15 protein-coding genes are annotated in these 17,524 nt (G+C 58.4%); 10 read left to right on the forward strand and 5 right to left on the reverse strand.

Annotation, left to right across the window (positions count from 1 at the left end; all coding sequences use genetic code 11):
* Positions 1-2 precede the first annotated feature (2 nt).
* Both ACT2B1_RS14115 and ACT2B1_RS14120 read right to left on the reverse strand, forming a co-directional pair.
* Positions 3-752 (reverse strand): GntR family transcriptional regulator, encoded by a 750-nt coding sequence (locus ACT2B1_RS14115; RefSeq protein ID WP_171120395.1) that lies wholly within the window; start codon positions 750-752, stop codon positions 3-5.
* Positions 739-1,614, reverse strand: coding sequence for a glucosamine kinase nucleotide-binding domain-containing protein (locus ACT2B1_RS14120; protein ID WP_481667978.1), 876 nt, complete (start codon positions 1,612-1,614; stop codon positions 739-741). Before ACT2B1_RS14120 ends, ACT2B1_RS14115 begins: the two co-directional genes overlap by 14 nt.
* 168 nt (positions 1,615-1,782) lie before the next feature.
* On the opposite strand from ACT2B1_RS14120, the gene ACT2B1_RS14125 reads away from it, so the two are divergent.
* The 7 genes from ACT2B1_RS14125 to ACT2B1_RS14155 all read left to right on the forward strand — a co-directional run bounded on the left by ACT2B1_RS14125 (position 1,783) and on the right by ACT2B1_RS14155 (position 9,908).
* Positions 1,783-2,676, forward strand: coding sequence for an N-acetylmuramic acid 6-phosphate etherase (locus ACT2B1_RS14125; RefSeq protein WP_171239642.1), 894 nt, complete (start codon positions 1,783-1,785; stop codon positions 2,674-2,676).
* A 17-nt stretch (positions 2,677-2,693) separates the two neighbouring features.
* On the forward strand, positions 2,694-3,947 hold the full coding sequence (locus ACT2B1_RS14130) for an ABC transporter substrate-binding protein (RefSeq protein WP_171120389.1): 1,254 nt from the start codon (positions 2,694-2,696) through the stop codon (positions 3,945-3,947).
* A gap of 65 nt (positions 3,948-4,012) precedes the next feature.
* The gene (locus ACT2B1_RS14135; protein WP_171120388.1) at positions 4,013-4,927 is read left to right on the forward strand and encodes a carbohydrate ABC transporter permease; all 915 of its coding nucleotides are present in this window, start codon (positions 4,013-4,015) and stop codon (positions 4,925-4,927) included.
* Positions 4,928-4,937: 10 nt separating this feature from the next.
* Entirely contained in the window at positions 4,938-5,777 is an 840-nt protein-coding gene (locus tag ACT2B1_RS14140) for a carbohydrate ABC transporter permease (RefSeq protein WP_170384640.1), read from the forward strand.
* Complete coding sequence (locus ACT2B1_RS14145) at positions 5,774-6,808, forward strand: Gfo/Idh/MocA family protein (RefSeq protein ID WP_481667979.1); 1,035 nt, start codon at positions 5,774-5,776, stop codon at positions 6,806-6,808. The genes ACT2B1_RS14140 and ACT2B1_RS14145 overlap by 4 nt, the downstream gene beginning before the upstream one ends.
* On the forward strand, positions 6,805-7,797 hold the full coding sequence (locus tag ACT2B1_RS14150) for an ABC transporter ATP-binding protein (protein WP_481667980.1): 993 nt from the start codon (positions 6,805-6,807) through the stop codon (positions 7,795-7,797). The genes ACT2B1_RS14145 and ACT2B1_RS14150 overlap by 4 nt, the downstream gene beginning before the upstream one ends.
* A 221-nt stretch (positions 7,798-8,018) precedes the next feature.
* On the forward strand, positions 8,019-9,908 hold the full coding sequence (locus ACT2B1_RS14155) for a PhoX family protein (protein ID WP_481667981.1): 1,890 nt from the start codon (positions 8,019-8,021) through the stop codon (positions 9,906-9,908).
* A gap of 46 nt (positions 9,909-9,954) precedes the next feature.
* On the opposite strand, the gene ACT2B1_RS14160 is transcribed toward ACT2B1_RS14155, so the two are convergent.
* Both ACT2B1_RS14160 and ACT2B1_RS14165 read right to left on the reverse strand, forming a co-directional pair.
* Positions 9,955-10,521 (reverse strand): tetratricopeptide repeat protein, encoded by a 567-nt coding sequence (locus ACT2B1_RS14160; RefSeq protein WP_171120376.1) that lies wholly within the window; start codon positions 10,519-10,521, stop codon positions 9,955-9,957.
* A 42-nt stretch (positions 10,522-10,563) separates the two neighbouring features.
* A complete protein-coding gene (locus ACT2B1_RS14165; RefSeq protein ID WP_170411303.1) occupies positions 10,564-11,040 on the reverse strand; it encodes an Lrp/AsnC family transcriptional regulator in 477 nt (158 codons plus the stop codon).
* Between the two features lie 103 nt (positions 11,041-11,143).
* On the opposite strand from ACT2B1_RS14165, the gene putA reads away from it, so the two are divergent.
* The gene (gene putA, locus ACT2B1_RS14170) at positions 11,144-14,545 is read left to right on the forward strand and encodes a bifunctional proline dehydrogenase/L-glutamate gamma-semialdehyde dehydrogenase PutA (protein ID WP_481667982.1); all 3,402 of its coding nucleotides are present in this window, start codon (positions 11,144-11,146) and stop codon (positions 14,543-14,545) included.
* A 42-nt stretch (positions 14,546-14,587) separates the two neighbouring features.
* Positions 14,588-15,331: a rhomboid family intramembrane serine protease gene (locus ACT2B1_RS14175; RefSeq protein ID WP_171239637.1), complete on the forward strand. Its 744-nt coding sequence runs from the start codon at positions 14,588-14,590 to the stop codon at positions 15,329-15,331.
* On the opposite strand, the gene ACT2B1_RS14180 is transcribed toward ACT2B1_RS14175, so the two are convergent.
* Positions 15,302-16,099, reverse strand: coding sequence for an IclR family transcriptional regulator (locus ACT2B1_RS14180; RefSeq protein ID WP_171239636.1), 798 nt, complete (start codon positions 16,097-16,099; stop codon positions 15,302-15,304). The genes ACT2B1_RS14175 and ACT2B1_RS14180 overlap by 30 nt on opposite strands.
* A gap of 229 nt (positions 16,100-16,328) precedes the next feature.
* On the opposite strand from ACT2B1_RS14180, the gene bhcA reads away from it, so the two are divergent.
* Positions 16,329-17,519: an L-aspartate--glyoxylate aminotransferase BhcA gene (gene bhcA / locus ACT2B1_RS14185; protein ID WP_481667983.1), complete on the forward strand. Its 1,191-nt coding sequence runs from the start codon at positions 16,329-16,331 to the stop codon at positions 17,517-17,519.
* Positions 17,520-17,524: the final 5 nt, after the last annotated feature.

The raw sequence follows: 17,524 nt of genomic DNA on the forward strand, positions 1-17,524 counted from the left end.
GGTTACAACCGTAGCTCGGCCACAAAGTCGTAGGCGTCACCGCGATACAACGACCGGGTCAGTTCTGCGACCCGCCCGTTCTTGAGAAATGAGATGCGCTCGATATTCAAACCGGCAGCACCTTCGGGAACTTCCAGCAACTCAGCCTCGCGCGCAGCAAGGTTGAGTGCCGAGATTTTTTGAACCGCCCGCACCGGACGACGCCCCAGACCTTCGAGAACTTCGTAGAGTGAGGTTGTCACCTCAATCGGATTAGGCAGGATATCCAAAGGCAACGCCGCGCGTTCAAGCGCAAGGGGTCGACCATCGGCCTCTCGCAATCGGTAGATGCGGGCAATTTGTTCACCCTCCGACAGGTTCAGCGCACTGATTTCTTCGGCAGTCGGTGCGAAAACTCCGCGCTCAAGCCACTTGGACGCGGTTTTCATACCACGGGTCGACATATCCTCGGTGAACGATGTTAGGTGGGTCAGAGATTGTTCGACCTTTGGAACGCGTTCGCGAATAAAAGAACCCGACCCCTGTCGCTGCTCAATAACGCCTTCCTGCACAAGTTCTTGTATCGCCTTGCGCACAGTAACCCGAGACAAGTCGGTGATTTCCACCAATTCACGTTCGGACGGCAACGACGAATTGGGGGCAAGCACACCCTTGTCGATCCCTTCCTGCAACCTGCGTCGCAGTTGAACGTATCGCGGGCCGTTTTCGGGCGAAAGCCACAGGTCTGCACGCAGGAAATCAGTTATGCTCATGCTGAATCTCCTTCGCCAATTCCAATGCTCCGACCAAAGGTTCCGCCAAAGGGGCAAGCACGGCAGACTGCATCTCCGGTGGCAAGTAATCTGCGTAATGCGACGCGATCCCTCCTGTCAGGCAAAACGCCTGATCCGGACGCCAGCCCAATTTCGCTGCCATCGACGCTATGTAATCGCCCCCTGCCTGCATGATCCGCTTGGCGATCGCATCGTTTTCACGCGCAGCCGCAGTCACCTCGGGCGCGAGCGCGCCGAATTGGTCAGGCGTTGCAGTCCCGGCAAAGCCGACAATACCGGCCGTACCGTCGAAGCGATCCAACAGCTTGCGCGTCAAGCCGGTTTCCTCCTCGACCCCGTCCATCACATTCAATGACTCGGTCAGGGCGCGGCGACCAACCCACTGAGCCGAGGCTTCGTCACCCAAAACAGGCCCCCACCCCCCGGCAAACCGCATTTCTCCATCCATCTGCGCCGCAAGAAACGATCCCGTGCCGCAATGTGCAATCAAACCGTCCTGCGCGCCCAAGGCACCGCGTAGGGCCGCAGGTCGGTCGTCCTTAATCCGTGCCTGCGCCAATCCCAAAGACACGCGCAATCGGGACGCTATCCCGGCGTCCGTCACGCCGGCCAGCCCAACGAAGGACGGCCAGTGCAGCATGTCATCCGTTCTGCAGCCCACACTTTTGGCCAACCGTTCAAATCCGATGTTGATCTGCTTAATCGCGCCCTCAAAATCGCTCGAAACATTGGCTGGTCCGGTTTCTACTGAATGGACGGCACCCTCCATGTCACAGGCAACACGGCACCGCGTTCCACCCCCATCAACGGCCAAAACGGCACTATTTCGAGACTCAGTCATGACAATACCATTATAATACCTATTGCCGTCAGGAAAGACAAAAATAGACCAATTTGAACCAATTCTGTCTTTCCTTTGTAGATTTTCTCATTTTTCCGAGCGTGGGAAGAAAATTATAGACAAGTGGTATTGAATAGGTATTGTAAGGAAAACCAATGGGGGATTCTCTTGACGCTGCCGTCGACTGAACAACTGCATCAAGAAGCTACGCGGCTTGACCGCAGCGACCTGACGCTGTCTGCCCGCCTTTTGGCTTCGGGGCAGGTTGCTGCTGCAAACACCGCGCTTGAGGCGGTGGACGCCATAGCAGGCGGAGCGGAATCAATGGCAAATACCATTCGTTCTGGCGGCGTGATCCATTATATCGCTGCGGGCTCTTCTGGCCTGATGGCCGCTGCCGACGCGCAAGAGCTTGGGGGCACCTTCTCGATCCCTGCAAGCCAGTTGCGGATTCACATGGCGGGTGGCTTGCCGACCGGCGTGGAAATGCCCGGCGCGGCTGAAGATGAAGACGAAGGCCTCAGAAATGACCTGCAAGACCTTCAGGCCAAAGACACAGTTATCGCGGTGTCAGCCAGCGGTTCCACGCCTTACACATTAGCGGCCTGTGAAATCGCCAGGGAAAAAGGGGCCACCGTCATCGGCATCGCCAACAATGCGCAAAGTCCGCTGCTGGAAGGTGCCGACATCCCGATCCTTTTGGCTACACCGCCAGAGCTGATTTCCGGATCAACCCGCATGGGTGCTGGAACGGCGCAGAAGATCGCCTTGAACATGCTGTCTTCGCTAATGGCACTGGAACTTGGACACGTATATCGGGGCATGATGGTCAACCTGCGCGCGGATAATGACAAGCTGCGCGCACGGGCCGCTGGCATCGTTACACGGATCGCCGAAGTGGATACGGACACGGCACAATCCGCTTTGGAAACGGCTGACGGCGACGTTAAGCCCGCAATTCTGATTGCAGCGCGCGGCCTGTCTCTGGCCGAAGCAACAGAACAACTGAACGCGACAAACGGCATCCTGAGCACCGCATTGGAAATACAAAACAACTGCTAACCAACTGGGAGAATACAATGAAACGCAAAAGCCTGAAACTTGCCCTATTGGGCACAACGCTTATGGCCACTTCGGCCTTGGCCGAGGACGTGACGCTGACCATCGAAAGCTGGCGCAACGACGACCTGACGCTGTGGCAGGAAAAGATCATCCCGGCATTCGAAGCCGCCAATCCGGGCATCAAGGTGAACTTCACGCCCTCTGCCCCTGCGGAATACAACGCGGTTCTGAACGCAAAACTGGAAGCTGGCTCTGCGGGCGATCTCATTACCTGCCGCCCCTTCGACACGTCGCTTTTGCTGTTTGAAAACGGAAACCTGGCGGATCTGAGCGATCTGGGTGCGATGGACAACTTTTCGGATGTGGCGAAATCCGCATGGCAGAACGATGACGGCTCCGCCACGTTCTGCGTGCCGATGGCATCGGTGATCCACGGGTTCATCTACAACAAAGACGCTTTTGCCGAGTTGGGTGTCGACGTTCCCACGACGGAAGACGAGTTCTTTGCCGCTTTGGACAAGTTCAAGGAAGACGGCACCTATATTCCGATGGCGATGGGGACCAACGACCAGTGGGAAGCCGCCACGATGGGCTACCAGAATATCGGCCCCAACTACTGGAAGGGCGAAGAAGGCCGTCTGGCGCTGATATCGGGCGAGCAGTCCTTGACCGATCCGCAGTGGGTCGAGCCGTATGAGACCATTGCGCGCTGGAAAGACTATCTGGGCGACGGGTTTGAGGCACAGACCTACCCCGACAGCCAGAACATCTTTACCCTTGGACGCGCCGCGATTTATCCGGCCGGTTCGTGGGAGATTTCGGGCTTCAACGCACAGGCCGATTTCGAAATGGGCGCGTTCAAGCCCCCGGTCCGTAATGCGGGCGACGGATGCTACATCTCTGACCACACGGACATTGCGATGGGTCTGAACGCAGCGTCGGAGAATGCCGAAGCAGCGCGCACCTTCCTTGACTGGATGGGCACGTCGGAATTCGCCACGATCTATGCCAACGCTCTGCCGGGCTTCTTCTCACTGTCGAGCCACGACATCGCGATGGAAGATCCGCTGGCGCAGGAATTTGTAAGCTGGCGGAATGACTGCGGCTCGACAATCCGGTCTACCTATCAGATCCTGTCGCGCGGCACGCCGAACCTTGAGAACGAAACCTGGAACGCTGCGGCTCAGGTCGTCAAAGGCGCGGAAAGCCCCGCCGATGCAGGCGCACGGCTGCAAGAGGGTCTGGCCTCGTGGTACGCACCGCATCAGTAAGCTGACACATACCCGGGCGGAACTGTTCGACCGGGTACACCCTTTACTCCTTTGAAAGCTGATCCATGAACCGCCCCCGCTTCCGCTGGCATATCGTTGTATTTCTGGCACCTGCCGTGCTGGTTTATACGGCAGTGATGATCTTCCCGCTGTTCAACACGCTGCGTCTGGCACTGTATACAGAGATTGATCAAAGCCGCGTGTTCGTTGGATTGCAGAACTTTCAAACCCTGTTTTTCGATCCGATCTGGTCCGAGCAGTTCTGGAACGCCTTAGGCAACAATTTCTGGTTCTTCCTGATCCATATGCTGGTGCAAAACCCCATCGGGATCGCATTGGCGGCGCTGCTCAGCCATCCACGCCTGCGGTTCTCGGCGCTGTACCGGTCGGCAATTTTCATCCCGACGATCCTGAGCTTTGTGATCGTTGGCTTTGCGTGGAAGCTGATCCTGTCTCCCATCTGGGGCATCGCACCTTCGATGTTGGATGCCGTGGGCCTGAAATCCCTGTTCGCACCGTGGTTGGGGAAAGAGGAATACGCCCTGACCACACTGGCGCTGATCTCGGTCTGGCAATTTGTGGGCATCCCGATGATGCTGATCTATGCTGCCCTGCTGACCATCCCCGAAGAAATCCTTGAGGCCGGAGAGATTGACGGCATCACCGGGGCCTCGGCCTTTTGGAAAATCAAGCTGCCGCTGATCCTGCCGTCGATCGGCATCATCTCGATCCTGACTTTCGTGGGGAACTTCAACGCGTTCGATCTGATCTATGCCGCGCAGGGCGCGCTGGCGGGGCCGGATTTCTCGACCGATATTCTGGGTACCTTCATGTACCGCACCTTCTTTGGCTTCCAGTTGCAACTGGGCGATCCGCATATGGGGTCGGCCATCGCCGGGGCCATGTTCGCGATCATCCTTGTGGGCGTCTGTATTTACCTCTTCGGCATCCAGACCCGGATGCGCCGATACCAGATGTGAGGGGGCTGAAATGAACAAAGCACGCCATAACCCGATCAACACCGCCGCAATGCACGGGGCGCTGATCCTCTATACGCTGATCGCCCTGTTCCCGGTCTTTGTGATCCTGATCAACAGCTTCAAATCCCGCCGCGCGATCTTTCGGGAACCACTTGCGCTGCCGAATGCCGACAGTTTTTCGATGATCGGGTATGAGACAGTGATGAAGCAGGGGGATTTCTTCCTCTATTTCCAGAATTCGATGATCGTCACCGTGGCGTCGCTGTTCTTTATTCTGCTGTTCGGCGCGATGGCGGCTTATGCGCTGTCGGAGTACCAATTCAAGGGCAATTTGGTGATGGGGCTGTATCTGGCGCTGGGGATCATGATCCCGATCCGCATCGGCACCGTGGCAATCCTTGAGATGATGGTGGCGACCGGGTTGGTGAACACGTTGTGGGCGCTGATACTGGTCTACACGGCGCAAGGGTTACCGCTGGCGGTGTTCATCCTGTCCGAGTTCATGCGACAGGTCAGTGATGATCTGAAAAACGCAGGGCGCATCGACGGGCTGTCGGAATACACGATCTTTTTCCGGCTGGTGCTGCCTTTGGTCCGGCCCGCGATGGCGACCGTGGCTGTGTTCAACATGATCCCGATCTGGAATGATCTGTGGTTCCCGCTGATCCTTGCCCCGGCCGAAGAGACCAAGACGCTCACACTGGGCAGTCAGGTCTTCATCGGCCAGTTCGTTACGGACTGGAACGCGGTTCTATCGGCGCTGTCCATGGCGATCCTGCCGGTACTGATCCTCTATGTCATTTTCTCGCGCCAATTGATCCGCGGCATCACTTCAGGAGCTGTCAAATGACCAAAGTTCTGATCGCTGGCCTTGGGAATATGGGCCTGAGCCACGCGCTGGCCCAACATAACCACCCCAATGCACAGATCGTCGGGCTGGTGAATCGGTCGGGCCATGTGGACCACCCCGAACTGGGCCACTACCCCGCTTATTCGGATTTCCAGACCGCGCTGGCCGAGACCAAACCCGATCTGGTGGTCGTCGCCACCTATTCCGACAGCCACGCCGATTTCGCCTGCGCCGCGATGGAGGCAGGCGCGCATGTCTTTGTAGAAAAACCGCTGGCCACCAATGTCGCCGATGCGCGGCGCGTGGTGGAAACCGCCACACGGCTGAACCGAAAGCTGGTCGTGGGCTATATCCTCCGCCATCACCCCTCGTGGATGCGCTTGATTGCCGAAGCACGCGATTTGGGCGGGCCTTACGTGTTCCGCCTGAACCTGAACCAGCAATCCTCGGGTGCGGAGTGGGAGACGCATAAGGCGCTGATGCAGACCACCTCGCCCATCGTGGATTGCGGTGTGCATTATGTGGATGTGATGTGCCAGATCACTGATGCACAGCCGGTCCGTGTGCATGGCATGGGCCTGCGCCTGTCTGATGAGATCGCCGAGGACATGTATAACTACGGCCAGTTTCAGGTGATCTTCGACGACGGATCGGTCGGCTGGTACGAGGCCGGATGGGGCCCGATGATGTCCGAGACTGCGTTTTTCGTAAAAGACATTGTCTCGCCCAACGGCTCGGTCTCGATCACCGACGGCAACAAGGGCGCTTCAGCGGATATCGACGGGCACACCAAGGTTGGTGGCCTGCTGATCCACACGCCGGGCGGCGACCGTACCGTCGACATGCCGGATGAGCCCGGCCACCAGGAACTGTGTGACGCCGAACAAGCCTTTATGCTGCGCGCCATCGCTGACGATATCGACCTGACGCGCCATATGAATGACGCCGTCCAATCCCTTGCCATTTGTCTGGCTGCCGATGAAAGCATCCGCACCGGCCAGCCCGTTTCGCTCAAGGAGCCCACGACATGACCGCTCTGACCCTGACTAATGTGAACAAGTCCTTTGGCGAGGTTCATGTCCTGAAAGACATTTCGCTTGAGGTGGAGGAAGGTGAGTTCGTCGTCTTCGTCGGCCCCTCGGGCTGCGGCAAGTCCACCCTGCTGCGCGTGATCGCAGGGTTGGAAGATGCGTCCTCGGGCGAGATCAATATCGACGGGCAAACGGTCAATCTGGTGCCGCCGTCGAAACGCGGGATCGCGATGGTTTTTCAAAGCTATGCGCTCTACCCCCATCTGAACGTGCGTGGGAACATGACGCTGGCTTTGAAACAAGAGAAACAATCCAAAGCGGTGATTGAGGAACGTGTCGCCACGGCCAGCCGGATGCTGAACCTTGAGGAATATCTGGATCGCTACCCCTCGGAACTGTCCGGCGGTCAAAGGCAGCGCGTCGCCATCGGGCGCGCTATTGTGCGCGAGCCGAAACTGTTCCTGTTCGATGAACCGCTGTCCAATCTGGACGCCGCCCTACGGATGAACACCCGGATCGAGATCGCAAACCTGCACCGCGCGCTTGATGCTTCGATGATCTATGTCACCCACGACCAGACCGAGGCGATGACGCTGGCCGACAAGATCGTCGTGCTGCGTGACGGGCGGGTTGAGCAGATCGGCACTCCGATAGACTTGTACAACAACCCCGCCAACCAGTTCGTCGCCGGGTTCCTTGGGTCGCCGTCAATGAATTTCTTGCCCGAGGGGATGTTGGGCGAAGGTCAAAACACCATCGGCATTCGGCCTGAAGACCTATTTCTGTCGGATGACGGCCCGCTGAAAGCGCGCGTCAGCCATGTCGAAAAGCTGGGCGGCGATACAAACGTTATCGCCAAGGTCAACGACCATTCCGTCACCGCCCGCTTGTTCGGCCAGCACGCGATCAGCGAAGGCGAGGAACTGCGATTCGCTTATACCGCCGACAAAGCTTATCGGTTTGACACCAATGGGCAGCGTTTGCGTTAGGCGCGCCCATTAACACCCCAAAACCTGAAGCGCCTGAACAAGCACCAAAGCTGCAAATTGCGGCGCTTTGGTTGGAATTACGGTGTGGTGGAACATATATATCTGGCAATGTCGGCCTGACAGAAGACCGGACAGACACATTTGCAGGACCGTTATTCCACTGTCACAATGGGGCACTAAGTCCGTTTCATAGCTATCCATTTACAGCCAGGAGCCACCCCATGAAAGACGCTGATCGCATGTCTCTCTCTGCAGACGATTGGGACGAACTGCACTTTCCCCGCCCCGAGGAAAACGAATTTGACCGCGTTGTCGAAAGCGCCATTTCTCGCCGAGGGTTTCTGGGTGGCGTTCTGGCGTTCGGCTCGGGCGCGGCGGCGATGGGCGCCGGTCTAATGGGGTCGACATCGGCGCAGGCGGTCGAGGCCTCGCGCTTTGCCTTCACCCCTATTCCCGCGCAAACCGACGGGACCGTACATGTGCCCGAAGGGTATGACTGGAAGGTGCTGATGCGCTGGGGCGACCCGCTGTTTTCGGACGCGGATGGCTATGACATCGCCGACGGTGGCCCGGTTGAAAAATCCGACCGTATCTTTGGCGAAAACACAGACGGGATGGAGAGCTTTTCATATCAGGGTCACGAACTGATCGCGATCAACCATGAGTTCCCAAATAACGGCATCAACCTTCCCTCTGCGCAAGAAGGTGTTCCCGCCAACGCAGGCGACGTTCTGAAAATGCAGAACATTCAGGGCGTTACGGTGATGGAGGTCAAGGAGGCTGCTGACGGATGGTCTGTGGTAAAGGACAGCCCGTTCAATCGCCGCATCCACCACAATACGCCTATGAAAATCGTGGGTCCCGCTGCTGGTCACGACCTGTTGAAAACCAAGGCTGACCCTACTGGCACGACGTCGCTGGGCACCATGAACAATTGTGGTGCAGGCAAAACGCCTTGGGGCACCTACCTGACCTGCGAAGAGAATTTTAACGGCTATTTCGGATCGTCCGATGAAACCGCCGTTTACGATAAACCGGTCGCGGACGGATATGCGCGCTATGGCGTCAAAGCCAAAAGCTGGAACGGCTACGAACTGTTTGACCCGCGTTTCGACACGTCGAAAAACCCGAATGAACCCCACCGCGTAGGCTGGATCGTGGAAATCGACCCGACCAAACCCGACAGCACACCTGTCAAGCATACCGGTCTGGGCCGCTTCAAGCACGAAAACGCCGAGGTAACTCTGGCCGCGGATGGTCGTGTGGTCGTCTACATGGGCGACGATGAGCGGGGCGAGTACTTGTACAAGTTCGTCTCGAACGGCACCTATCAGCCGGGCGGCGAGACCGAGAGCCTGCTGAACGACGGCACCTTATACGCAGCCAAGTTCGACGACGACCTGTCGGGCGAATGGCTGCCTTTGACGCCCGAAACAACAGACATGGACGCCGCAGAGATTTCGATCTTCACGCGTCTCGCGGCCTCGAAAGTGGGTGCCACGACCATGGACCGCCCCGAATGGGTTGCCTCCAGCCCGGTTGCGGTCGAGGCATATTGCTGCCTGACCAACAACAAAAACCGAGGCATCAAGCCAAACGCAGGCGGCGACGATACCCCGGTCAATGGACCCAACCCGCGTGAGGCTAACAAATACGGCCAGATCGTGCGCTGGCGCCCAAGCAACGACGACCACGCAGCAGATACGTTCGAATGGGATCTCTACGTCATGGCCGGCAACCCAACCGTGCATACGGATGCTTATGCCGGGTCGCCCAATGTCAATGAAGGCAACCTGTTCAATTCGCCGGATGGCATGGTCATCGACACAACCGGACTGATCTGGATTCAGACAGACGGCAATGACAACAACGCCGAGGACTTTGCCGGAAACGGGAACAACCAGATGCTGGTTGGTGATCCGATCACCGGAGAGATCGCGCGCTTTATGACGGGTCCGAATGGGTGCGAAGTCACTGGGCTCGCGTGGTCAACCGACCTGCGGACAATGTTCGTCGGAATTCAACACCCCGGCAGCAATTGGCCCGATGGCGGAACGCCACGGTCTTCGATCATCGCTATCAAGCGGAATGACAACGGCTTGGTCGGCTAATACATCTTTTGGTGGTGCCCTCTTCCGAATACGGGTGAGGGCGCTGTCAGATATCCTCGCCCGGCAAAGCCAACGGCCCGCCCGGAGCCATCAGGTGACGCTCTGACAGCCATGGGTTCAACTCCAATGCCTGCTGCAGAGCTTCTCGCGCTTCGTCCGTTCGCTGAAGACCCATCAACGTCAACGCACGGCCACTTATCGCGGCGACGTGGTTCGGTGACAGCTCAATAGCCCGGTCCAGGTCGGGCAATGCCGCCTGAAAATCCTGCCTCAGATAATGGGCAAAGGCACGCTGGTTATATCCCTCGGCGTAGGACGGGCAGTACTCGATCAGCTTGTCGAAATCCTCGATCGCGCCCAACAAATCCCATGCATTCCGACGCGTCATACCCCGGTCCAGAACGGCCTGAGCCGTTTCGTCCGGTGCATCCGTCCAGAACTCCCACAATTGATTGGACAGCGCGCGGGCGGCCTGTTCGTTTTCGGCCTGTTGTATCTGCGAGATCAACCCGGTCACTCCAGCAGAATGATCCGGTGCCATGGGGCAATCATCGGCAAAGGCAGCACCCGAGGTTGCGGCAACAAAGGCAGAGGCAAGGAAAAGCTGTTTCATACAGCAATGGTGACGCTTGCACGGCTTTCGTCAACCCAGCCTTCAGAACGCGCCCGAGACGCCGGTTTCCTTCACCGCCTCCATCGCAACAAAGGTCGACGTGCTGGCCACATGGGGTAACGACGAAATTTTCTCGGCCAGAACGGCCCGATACTCGGACATCGAACCGGTGCGAATTTTCAGAAGATAGTCGAAATTCGATGCAATCATATGGGCTTGCTCAATCTCGGCCACTTTGCGCACCGCCGCATTGAACTCGGCCAATGCCTTTTCGCGAGTATCTGTCAGACGCACCTCGACAAAGGCCACGTGGTCCAGACCAAGGCGGATCGGGTCAAGCAAGGCGCGATATCCGGTGATGATGCCATCGGCCTCAAGTCTCTTCACACGTGCTTGAGTGGGCGATTTCGACAACCCAATCCGCCGCGCAAGGTCAGCGATGGGGATGCGCCCATCCTCAGACAGAATCGTCAGAATTGACTGATCGAACCGATCAAGACCGGGAAAGTCTTTTTGCACTGTATTCTCCCAAAACTTCAGTCCATTCGCCTTAGTTTGGAAAGAAATAAGGCAATCCTCCTGTCAAATCGACCCTATATTTATCAAAAGCCCCGGAGGATACATGTCACACAGCCTGCGCGCCCATATCGACGGTCAGACCTATGCCGATCAGTCAGCCATACTGGCCCACCTGATTGCACAGTCTGATCTGACCCAAGCCGATCGTCAGTCCATATGCGCCTCTGCCGCTCAGTTGGTGCGCGATATTCGTTCCAGCACGTCGCCCGGCATGATGGAGGTATTTCTGGCCGAATACGGCCTGTCCACTGACGAAGGCGTGGCCTTGATGTGCCTGGCCGAAGCACTGTTGCGTGTCCCCGATGCCGACACGATCGACGCGCTGATCGAGGATAAGATTGCGCCATCCGATTGGGGTAAACATCTGGGGCAGTCCTCGTCCTCGCTGGTCAATGCCTCAACCTGGGCCTTGATGTTGACGGGCAAGGTTCTGGATGAAGGCAAATTGTCTCCGGTCGGTGCCCTGCGCGGCGCAATCAAGCGATTGGGTGAGCCGGTGATCCGCACGGCCGTAGGCCGGGCCATGAAAGAAATGGGCCGTCAGTTCGTACTGGGCGAAACCATCCAAGCCGCAATGGACCGCGCCAAGGGGATGGAAGCCAAGGGCTATACCTATTCCTACGACATGCTGGGCGAGGCCGCCCGGACCGAGGCCGATGCTGCCCGCTATCACCTGTCCTATTCGCGCGCGATTGCGGCCATTGCCGATGCTTGCACCCATGACGACATACGCGCCAATCCGGGAATTTCGGTGAAGCTGTCGGCGCTGCACCCGCGTTATGAACTGGCGCAGGAACAGCGCGTGATGGATGAGCTTGTGCCCCGCCTGCGTGCGCTCTGCCTGCTGGCCAAGGCCGCCGGGATGGGCCTGAACGTAGATGCCGAAGAAGCCGACCGCCTGTCCCTGTCGCTGCAGGTCATAGAAGAGGTCATGTCCGAGCCCGCCCTGACCGGATGGAACGGGTTCGGGGTCGTGGTTCAGGCATATGGCCCACGCGCCGGGATCGTCTTGGACACACTTTATGACATGGCCCAACGCCACGATCGCAAGTTGATGGTCCGGTTGGTCAAAGGGGCCTATTGGGATACCGAGATCAAGCGTGCGCAGGTCGAAGGCGTCGATGGCTTCCCTGTCTTCACCCGCAAGGCGGCGACCGATATTTCCTACATCGCCAATGCGCGCAAATTGCTGGGTATGACCGACCGGATCTATCCGCAATTCGCCACCCACAACGCGCATACCGTCAGCGCGATCCTGAATATGGCCAAGGATCAACCCTATGAATTCCAGCGCCTGCACGGGATGGGCGAAACGCTGCACGGGTTGGTCAAAGATCAGAACTCTACCCGCTGCCGTATCTACGCTCCGGTCGGTGCGCATCGCGACCTGTTGGCGTATCTGGTGCGCCGACTGTTGGAGAACGGTGCGAATTCATCTTTCGTGAATCAGATTGTGGATGAGACTGTGCCGCCGGAAGAAGTCGCCGCCGACCCGTTCAACGATATCCGCGAACCGGCACGGCCACTGCCCACCGGACCTGAACTGTTTCAGCCCGAGCGCCCGAACTCGAGCGGGTTTGACTTGCAACACACGCCCACACTGGATCGGATCGACGCCGCCCGCGACTGGTTCCGAGCACATCACTGGTACGCGCGGCCACTTTTGTCCGGGGATGCCACGCCCGAGGACGACCAGCCTGTCATCAATCCGGCCCAACCTCAGGACCGGCCCGGCGCTGTCGCCCCAGCAAGCGCCGAGGACGTCGAACTGGCGCTGGCCTCTGCGGCGCCATGGCAATCGCCAGCGACCGAGCGGTCCCGCATCCTGAACGCCGTTGCCGATCTGTACGAATACCATTACGGCGAGCTTTTTGCGCTGTTGTCCCGGGAGGCTGGGAAATCGCTTCCGGATGCAGTTGCTGAACTGCGCGAAGCCGTTGATTTCCTGCGGTACTATGCTGCGAATATTCCTGATCTTGCGCCTGCTGGAACCTTCACATGCATCAGCCCGTGGAACTTTCCGCTGGCCATTTTCACCGGTCAGATTGCGGCGGCGCTTGCCACTGGTAACGCTGTACTGGCCAAACCCGCCCCGCAAACACCCCTGATCGCGCATCGCGCCGTGCAGTTGATGCATGAAGCAGGTGTGCCACTGGATGTTCTGCAGTTGCTGCCGGGTGGCCCTACGGTGGGTGCGGCACTGACCTCGGATGCGCGGGTTTCGGGCGTGGCTTTTACAGGCTCGACCGCGACAGCGCTGAAAATCCGCGAGGCAATGGCAGAAAACCTGCGGCCCGGCACCCCGTTGATCGCGGAAACCGGCGGACTGAATGCCATGATAGTGGACAGCACTGCCCTGCCAGAACAAGCCGTGCAATCCATCATCGAAAGCGCGTTTCAATCGGCGGGTCAGCGTTGCTCGGCCCTTCGGTGCCTTTATGTGCAAGAGGACATTGCGGACGACCTGCTGACGATGCTGAAGGGCGCGATGGAGGCCCTGCAGGTTGGCGACCCATGGTTGATTTCAACCGATTGCGGCCCTGTTATCGACAACGATGCACGGCAGGTCATCACGGATCACGTTGCAACGGCCCGTCGGGACGGGCGCATCCTAAAAGAGATGCCAACGCCGCCCGACGGCACATTCGTCGCACCGACGCTTATTGAAATCCCCGGCATTGCCGCGCTCGAACGAGAAATTTTCGGCCCGGTTCTGCATGTCGTGCGGTTCAAGGCGTCCGAGATTGATCAGGTGATCGCTGACATCAATGCCACGGGGTACGGCCTGACCTTTGGCTTGCACACGCGCATTGACGACCGTGTTCAGCACATCACCGAAGCCGTTCACGCAGGCAATATCTATGTGAACCGTAACCAGATTGGAGCGATTGTCGGATCGCAACCTTTTGGTGGTGAAGGGCTTTCCGGGACTGGCCCCAAGGCCGGTGGCCCAAACTACATGACCCGTTTCCGCGCACCCGACCGCCAGAACAGCGCCGGGACGTGGGATGCAACAATGGGCGGCATGCCTGCCCCGGACGGCGAACCGGCATCAGTTCAAACCCGTTCCCTGCCCGGCCCCACCGGAGAATCCAACCGCCTCAGCGAGTTCCCCCGCCCGCCTCTATTGTGTATGGGGCCGGGTGAGGCTGCAGTTCAGGCACAAGCGGTGGCCGTGCAGGAATTGGGCGGTTCAGCAATCCGCGCCACAGGTACGATCGACCTGCATCGGCTTGAAAATGCGACAGGTATCTCCGGCGTTTTGTGGTGGGGTGATGAAGCCACGGCCCGAGACATTGAACGGCATCTGGCCCGCCGCACTGGTCCGATCCTGCCCCTGATCCCTGGCTTGCCAGACAAGGCCCGAGTACAGGCCGAGCGCCACGTCTGCGTCGACACAACCGCCGCAGGGGGTAACGCGGCGTTGCTGGGTGGTGCGGCCTAAACAGACCTTGACGCTGGGCTAAGGAAAGCCCAGCGTCGCGCCATGTTTCCGATCCGCGATCATAACCCTTCGGGGCGCACTCCGTTCGTCGTTTACCTGCTAATGGCGGCGAATATTCTGATCTTTATCAGCTATGCAGGCGCCATGGACGACGCGCGACTAATCAACCAGATTTACTATGATTACGCCGTTATTCCGGCTCGGATCACTGACGGATTTGCGTTCGATACTTTGGTGACATCAATGTTCCTGCACGGGGGCTGGATGCACCTGATCGGCAACATGCTGTTTCTGTGGATCTTTGGCGACAACCTCGAAGATGAGATGGGCCACCTACCCTTCCTTCTGTTCTATCTGGCCGCCGGGATCGGCGCTGGCCTGATTCACGTCCTGACAGCCCCCGGCTCATTGGTTCCCACAATCGGTGCATCGGGCGCGATTGCCGGAGTGATGGGCGGCTATTTGCTGCTGTTCCCCAAGGCGCAGGTCGATATCCTGTTGATCCTGATCGTTTATATTCGCGTTTTCACCATTCCGGCTTTTGTCATGCTTGGGGTCTGGCTTGGCATGCAGTTTCTGGGCAGCCTCTCCAGCAACCCGGACGAAGGGGGGATTGCATATTGGGCGCATACAGGCGGTTTCTTCGTCGGTTTGGTGCTGAGTATTCCCTTGTGGTTGCGGCGCGGTGGCATCAGATACTGGAACCGGACACACGGCCATCCACCCCACCCAGAGCAGACCTACAAGTTCTCGCAATCACGCATTCCCCGCATTCCGCGCAGGTAGACGCCCGCCGCTTAGTTCAGTGATTTCCCGGGCAGCGGCCATAACCAACCCGCCCAAGTCCGGCGCGCGGTCCGCTTTGAATCGCACAGTCGGGCCGGACACGGATATCCCGGCACAGGGCTCGGCACGGTCATTGAATATCGCCGCGCCAATGCAGGACATGCCTTCATAGCGCTCTTCCCGATCATGCGACCAGCCCCGCTTTCGCGTCAGCGCCAAGTCCGACTGCAACTTTGACCCGGGCAGCAGGGTACTCTCGGTAAAGGCAACCGTTTCCCCCAAGCCTAGCGCTTTGGTCAACCCGGCCTCGCCCAGTTCGGCCAGGATCGCCTTGCCAGTTCCCGATGCATACATCGGGGTCCGGGCCCCCGGCGGAAAAAACGCCCGGATGGGGTTCCCGGTTTCGACCTGCCCAACAAACACAACCTCGAACCCATCGGGAACCGCAAGATTGGCTGTCTCACCGCTGTCCTGCATCAAGCGCCGCAGGATGGGTCGTCCGATCTCGATCACGCTGTTTCTACGCAGGAAAGACGCGCCGGTTCTGTATGCCTCGATGCCAATCACCCACTCCTGACGCTCTTCGTCAAAGCTGACGAAGCCGTGTTTTTGCAACGTGACCAGAATACGGTGCGTAGTGGCTGTGGGGACCCCGATCTCTCTGGCCAGATCACTCAGCGCGGCCCGCTCCATGCGCGCAACCGTGGTCATAACGCCCAACGCGCGATCCAAAGACTGCATGGTCCCGGCCGAGCTTTCCTTGAACATGGATTTCGGTCGACCTCGTGGTCTTTTTTGCGGCTCTTGTCCCAATTTCCCTTCCTCCTTTGCCCGATATTTTTTGTCGCGGCTGAAATTCGCCTTCAAAATGAAAAACGGAAATCTTCACGAATTTCGTCGGTTACAAATTTTTTGACAAAAATGAAAATATTTTTCAAGAAAATTGCATGACGCCGCATAATCCCGGAAAATGTCCTCCAAAGCGGAGGAATAGAAGATGTCCAACCAAAACCCGGTCTTCATACCAGGGCCGACAAATATCCCCGACCGGCTGCGGCTGGCCATGCAGGTTCAAACGCAAGACCACCGCGCACCGGATTTTGTCGACACGTTCGCCCCTGTTCTCGAAGAGACAAAGCGTGTCTTCAGCACTCAAACCGGTCAGATCGTGACATTCCCTGCCTCGGGCACCGGCGGGTGGGAAGCGGCGATCACCAATACCCTCAGCCCCGGAGACAAGGTTCTGGTGGCCCGTTATGGCGTTTTCAGCCATCGCTGGATCGACCTGTGCCAACGGCACGGGTTGGACGTGCAGATTATTGATTGCCCTTGGGGGACAGGTGCACCAGCAGACCTGTTTCAGGCAGCCCTTGCCAAGGACACGTCGCACGACATCCGCGCCGTTCTGGTGACCCATAACGAAACTGCCACCGGCGTGCTTTCGGATATCGGTGCTGTGCGTCAAGCCATGGACTCCGCAAACCATCCCGCGATGCTGTTTGTGGATTGCGTAAGCTCGCTGGCCTCTGTGCCATTTCAGTTTGACACATGGGGCGTCGATATCGCCGTGTCGGGGTCGCAAAAAGGATTCATGCTGGCGACCGGGATGGCGATCCTGTGTGTCAGCGAAAAGGCGCAAGAGGCGATGGCGTCCGCCAAGCTGTCCCGCACCTTTTTTGATTTCCGCGACATGATGGCTGCGAATACATCGGGCGGGTTTCCCTATACCCCGCCGCTGCAACTGATCTACGGGATGCGCGAAAGCCTTAAGATGCTGTTTGAGGAAGGTTTGGACAACGTCTATGCCCGCCACCACCGGCTGGCCGAAGGGGTTCGCCGTGCCACCGACGCGTGGGGCTTGAAGCTGGTTGCACAGTCGCCCGACCTTTATTCCGATACGGTCAGCGCAATCTATGTCCCCGATGGGTTCGACAGCAACGCCCTGACAGATCACGCGTTCAACGCATATGGCGTGTCCTTCGGGATCGGCCTTGGGCAACTGAACGGCAAGGCGTTTCGCATCGGTCATCTGGGCAGCCTGACGGACGTGATGGTCCTGTCTGGCCTCAGCACGATCGAAATGGCGATGGCGGACCTGAATTACCCGATCTCACTGGGCAGCGGGGTCGCGGCCGCGCAGGAATTCTATCGTTCCGGCTCGTCCGGCAACGCAATGGCGGCAGCCTGAGGAGA

The organism is Ruegeria sp. S263 (assembly GCF_056780525.1).

Bases quoted from the DNA above. Each gene is read 5' to 3' on its own strand.
- ACT2B1_RS14145 (WP_481667979.1), top strand. From the start codon at position 5,774: ATGACCAAAGTTCTGATCGCTGGCCTTGGGAATATGGGCCTGAGCCAC.
- ACT2B1_RS14140 (WP_170384640.1), top strand. From the start codon at position 4,938: ATGAACAAAGCACGCCATAACCCGATCAACACCGCCGCAATGCACGGG.
- ACT2B1_RS14135 (WP_171120388.1), top strand. From the start codon at position 4,013: ATGAACCGCCCCCGCTTCCGCTGGCATATCGTTGTATTTCTGGCACCT.
- bhcA (WP_481667983.1), top strand. From the start codon at position 16,329: ATGTCCAACCAAAACCCGGTCTTCATACCAGGGCCGACAAATATCCCC.
- putA (WP_481667982.1), top strand. From the start codon at position 11,144: ATGTCACACAGCCTGCGCGCCCATATCGACGGTCAGACCTATGCCGAT.
- ACT2B1_RS14120 (WP_481667978.1), bottom strand. From the start codon at position 1,614: ATGACTGAGTCTCGAAATAGTGCCGTTTTGGCCGTTGATGGGGGTGGA.
- ACT2B1_RS14175 (WP_171239637.1), top strand. From the start codon at position 14,588: ATGTTTCCGATCCGCGATCATAACCCTTCGGGGCGCACTCCGTTCGTC.
- ACT2B1_RS14115 (WP_171120395.1), bottom strand. From the start codon at position 752: ATGAGCATAACTGATTTCCTGCGTGCAGACCTGTGGCTTTCGCCCGAA.
- ACT2B1_RS14155 (WP_481667981.1), top strand. From the start codon at position 8,019: ATGAAAGACGCTGATCGCATGTCTCTCTCTGCAGACGATTGGGACGAA.
- ACT2B1_RS14160 (WP_171120376.1), bottom strand. From the start codon at position 10,521: ATGAAACAGCTTTTCCTTGCCTCTGCCTTTGTTGCCGCAACCTCGGGT.
- ACT2B1_RS14150 (WP_481667980.1), top strand. From the start codon at position 6,805: ATGACCGCTCTGACCCTGACTAATGTGAACAAGTCCTTTGGCGAGGTT.
- ACT2B1_RS14130 (WP_171120389.1), top strand. From the start codon at position 2,694: ATGAAACGCAAAAGCCTGAAACTTGCCCTATTGGGCACAACGCTTATG.
- ACT2B1_RS14180 (WP_171239636.1), bottom strand. From the start codon at position 16,099: ATGTTCAAGGAAAGCTCGGCCGGGACCATGCAGTCTTTGGATCGCGCG.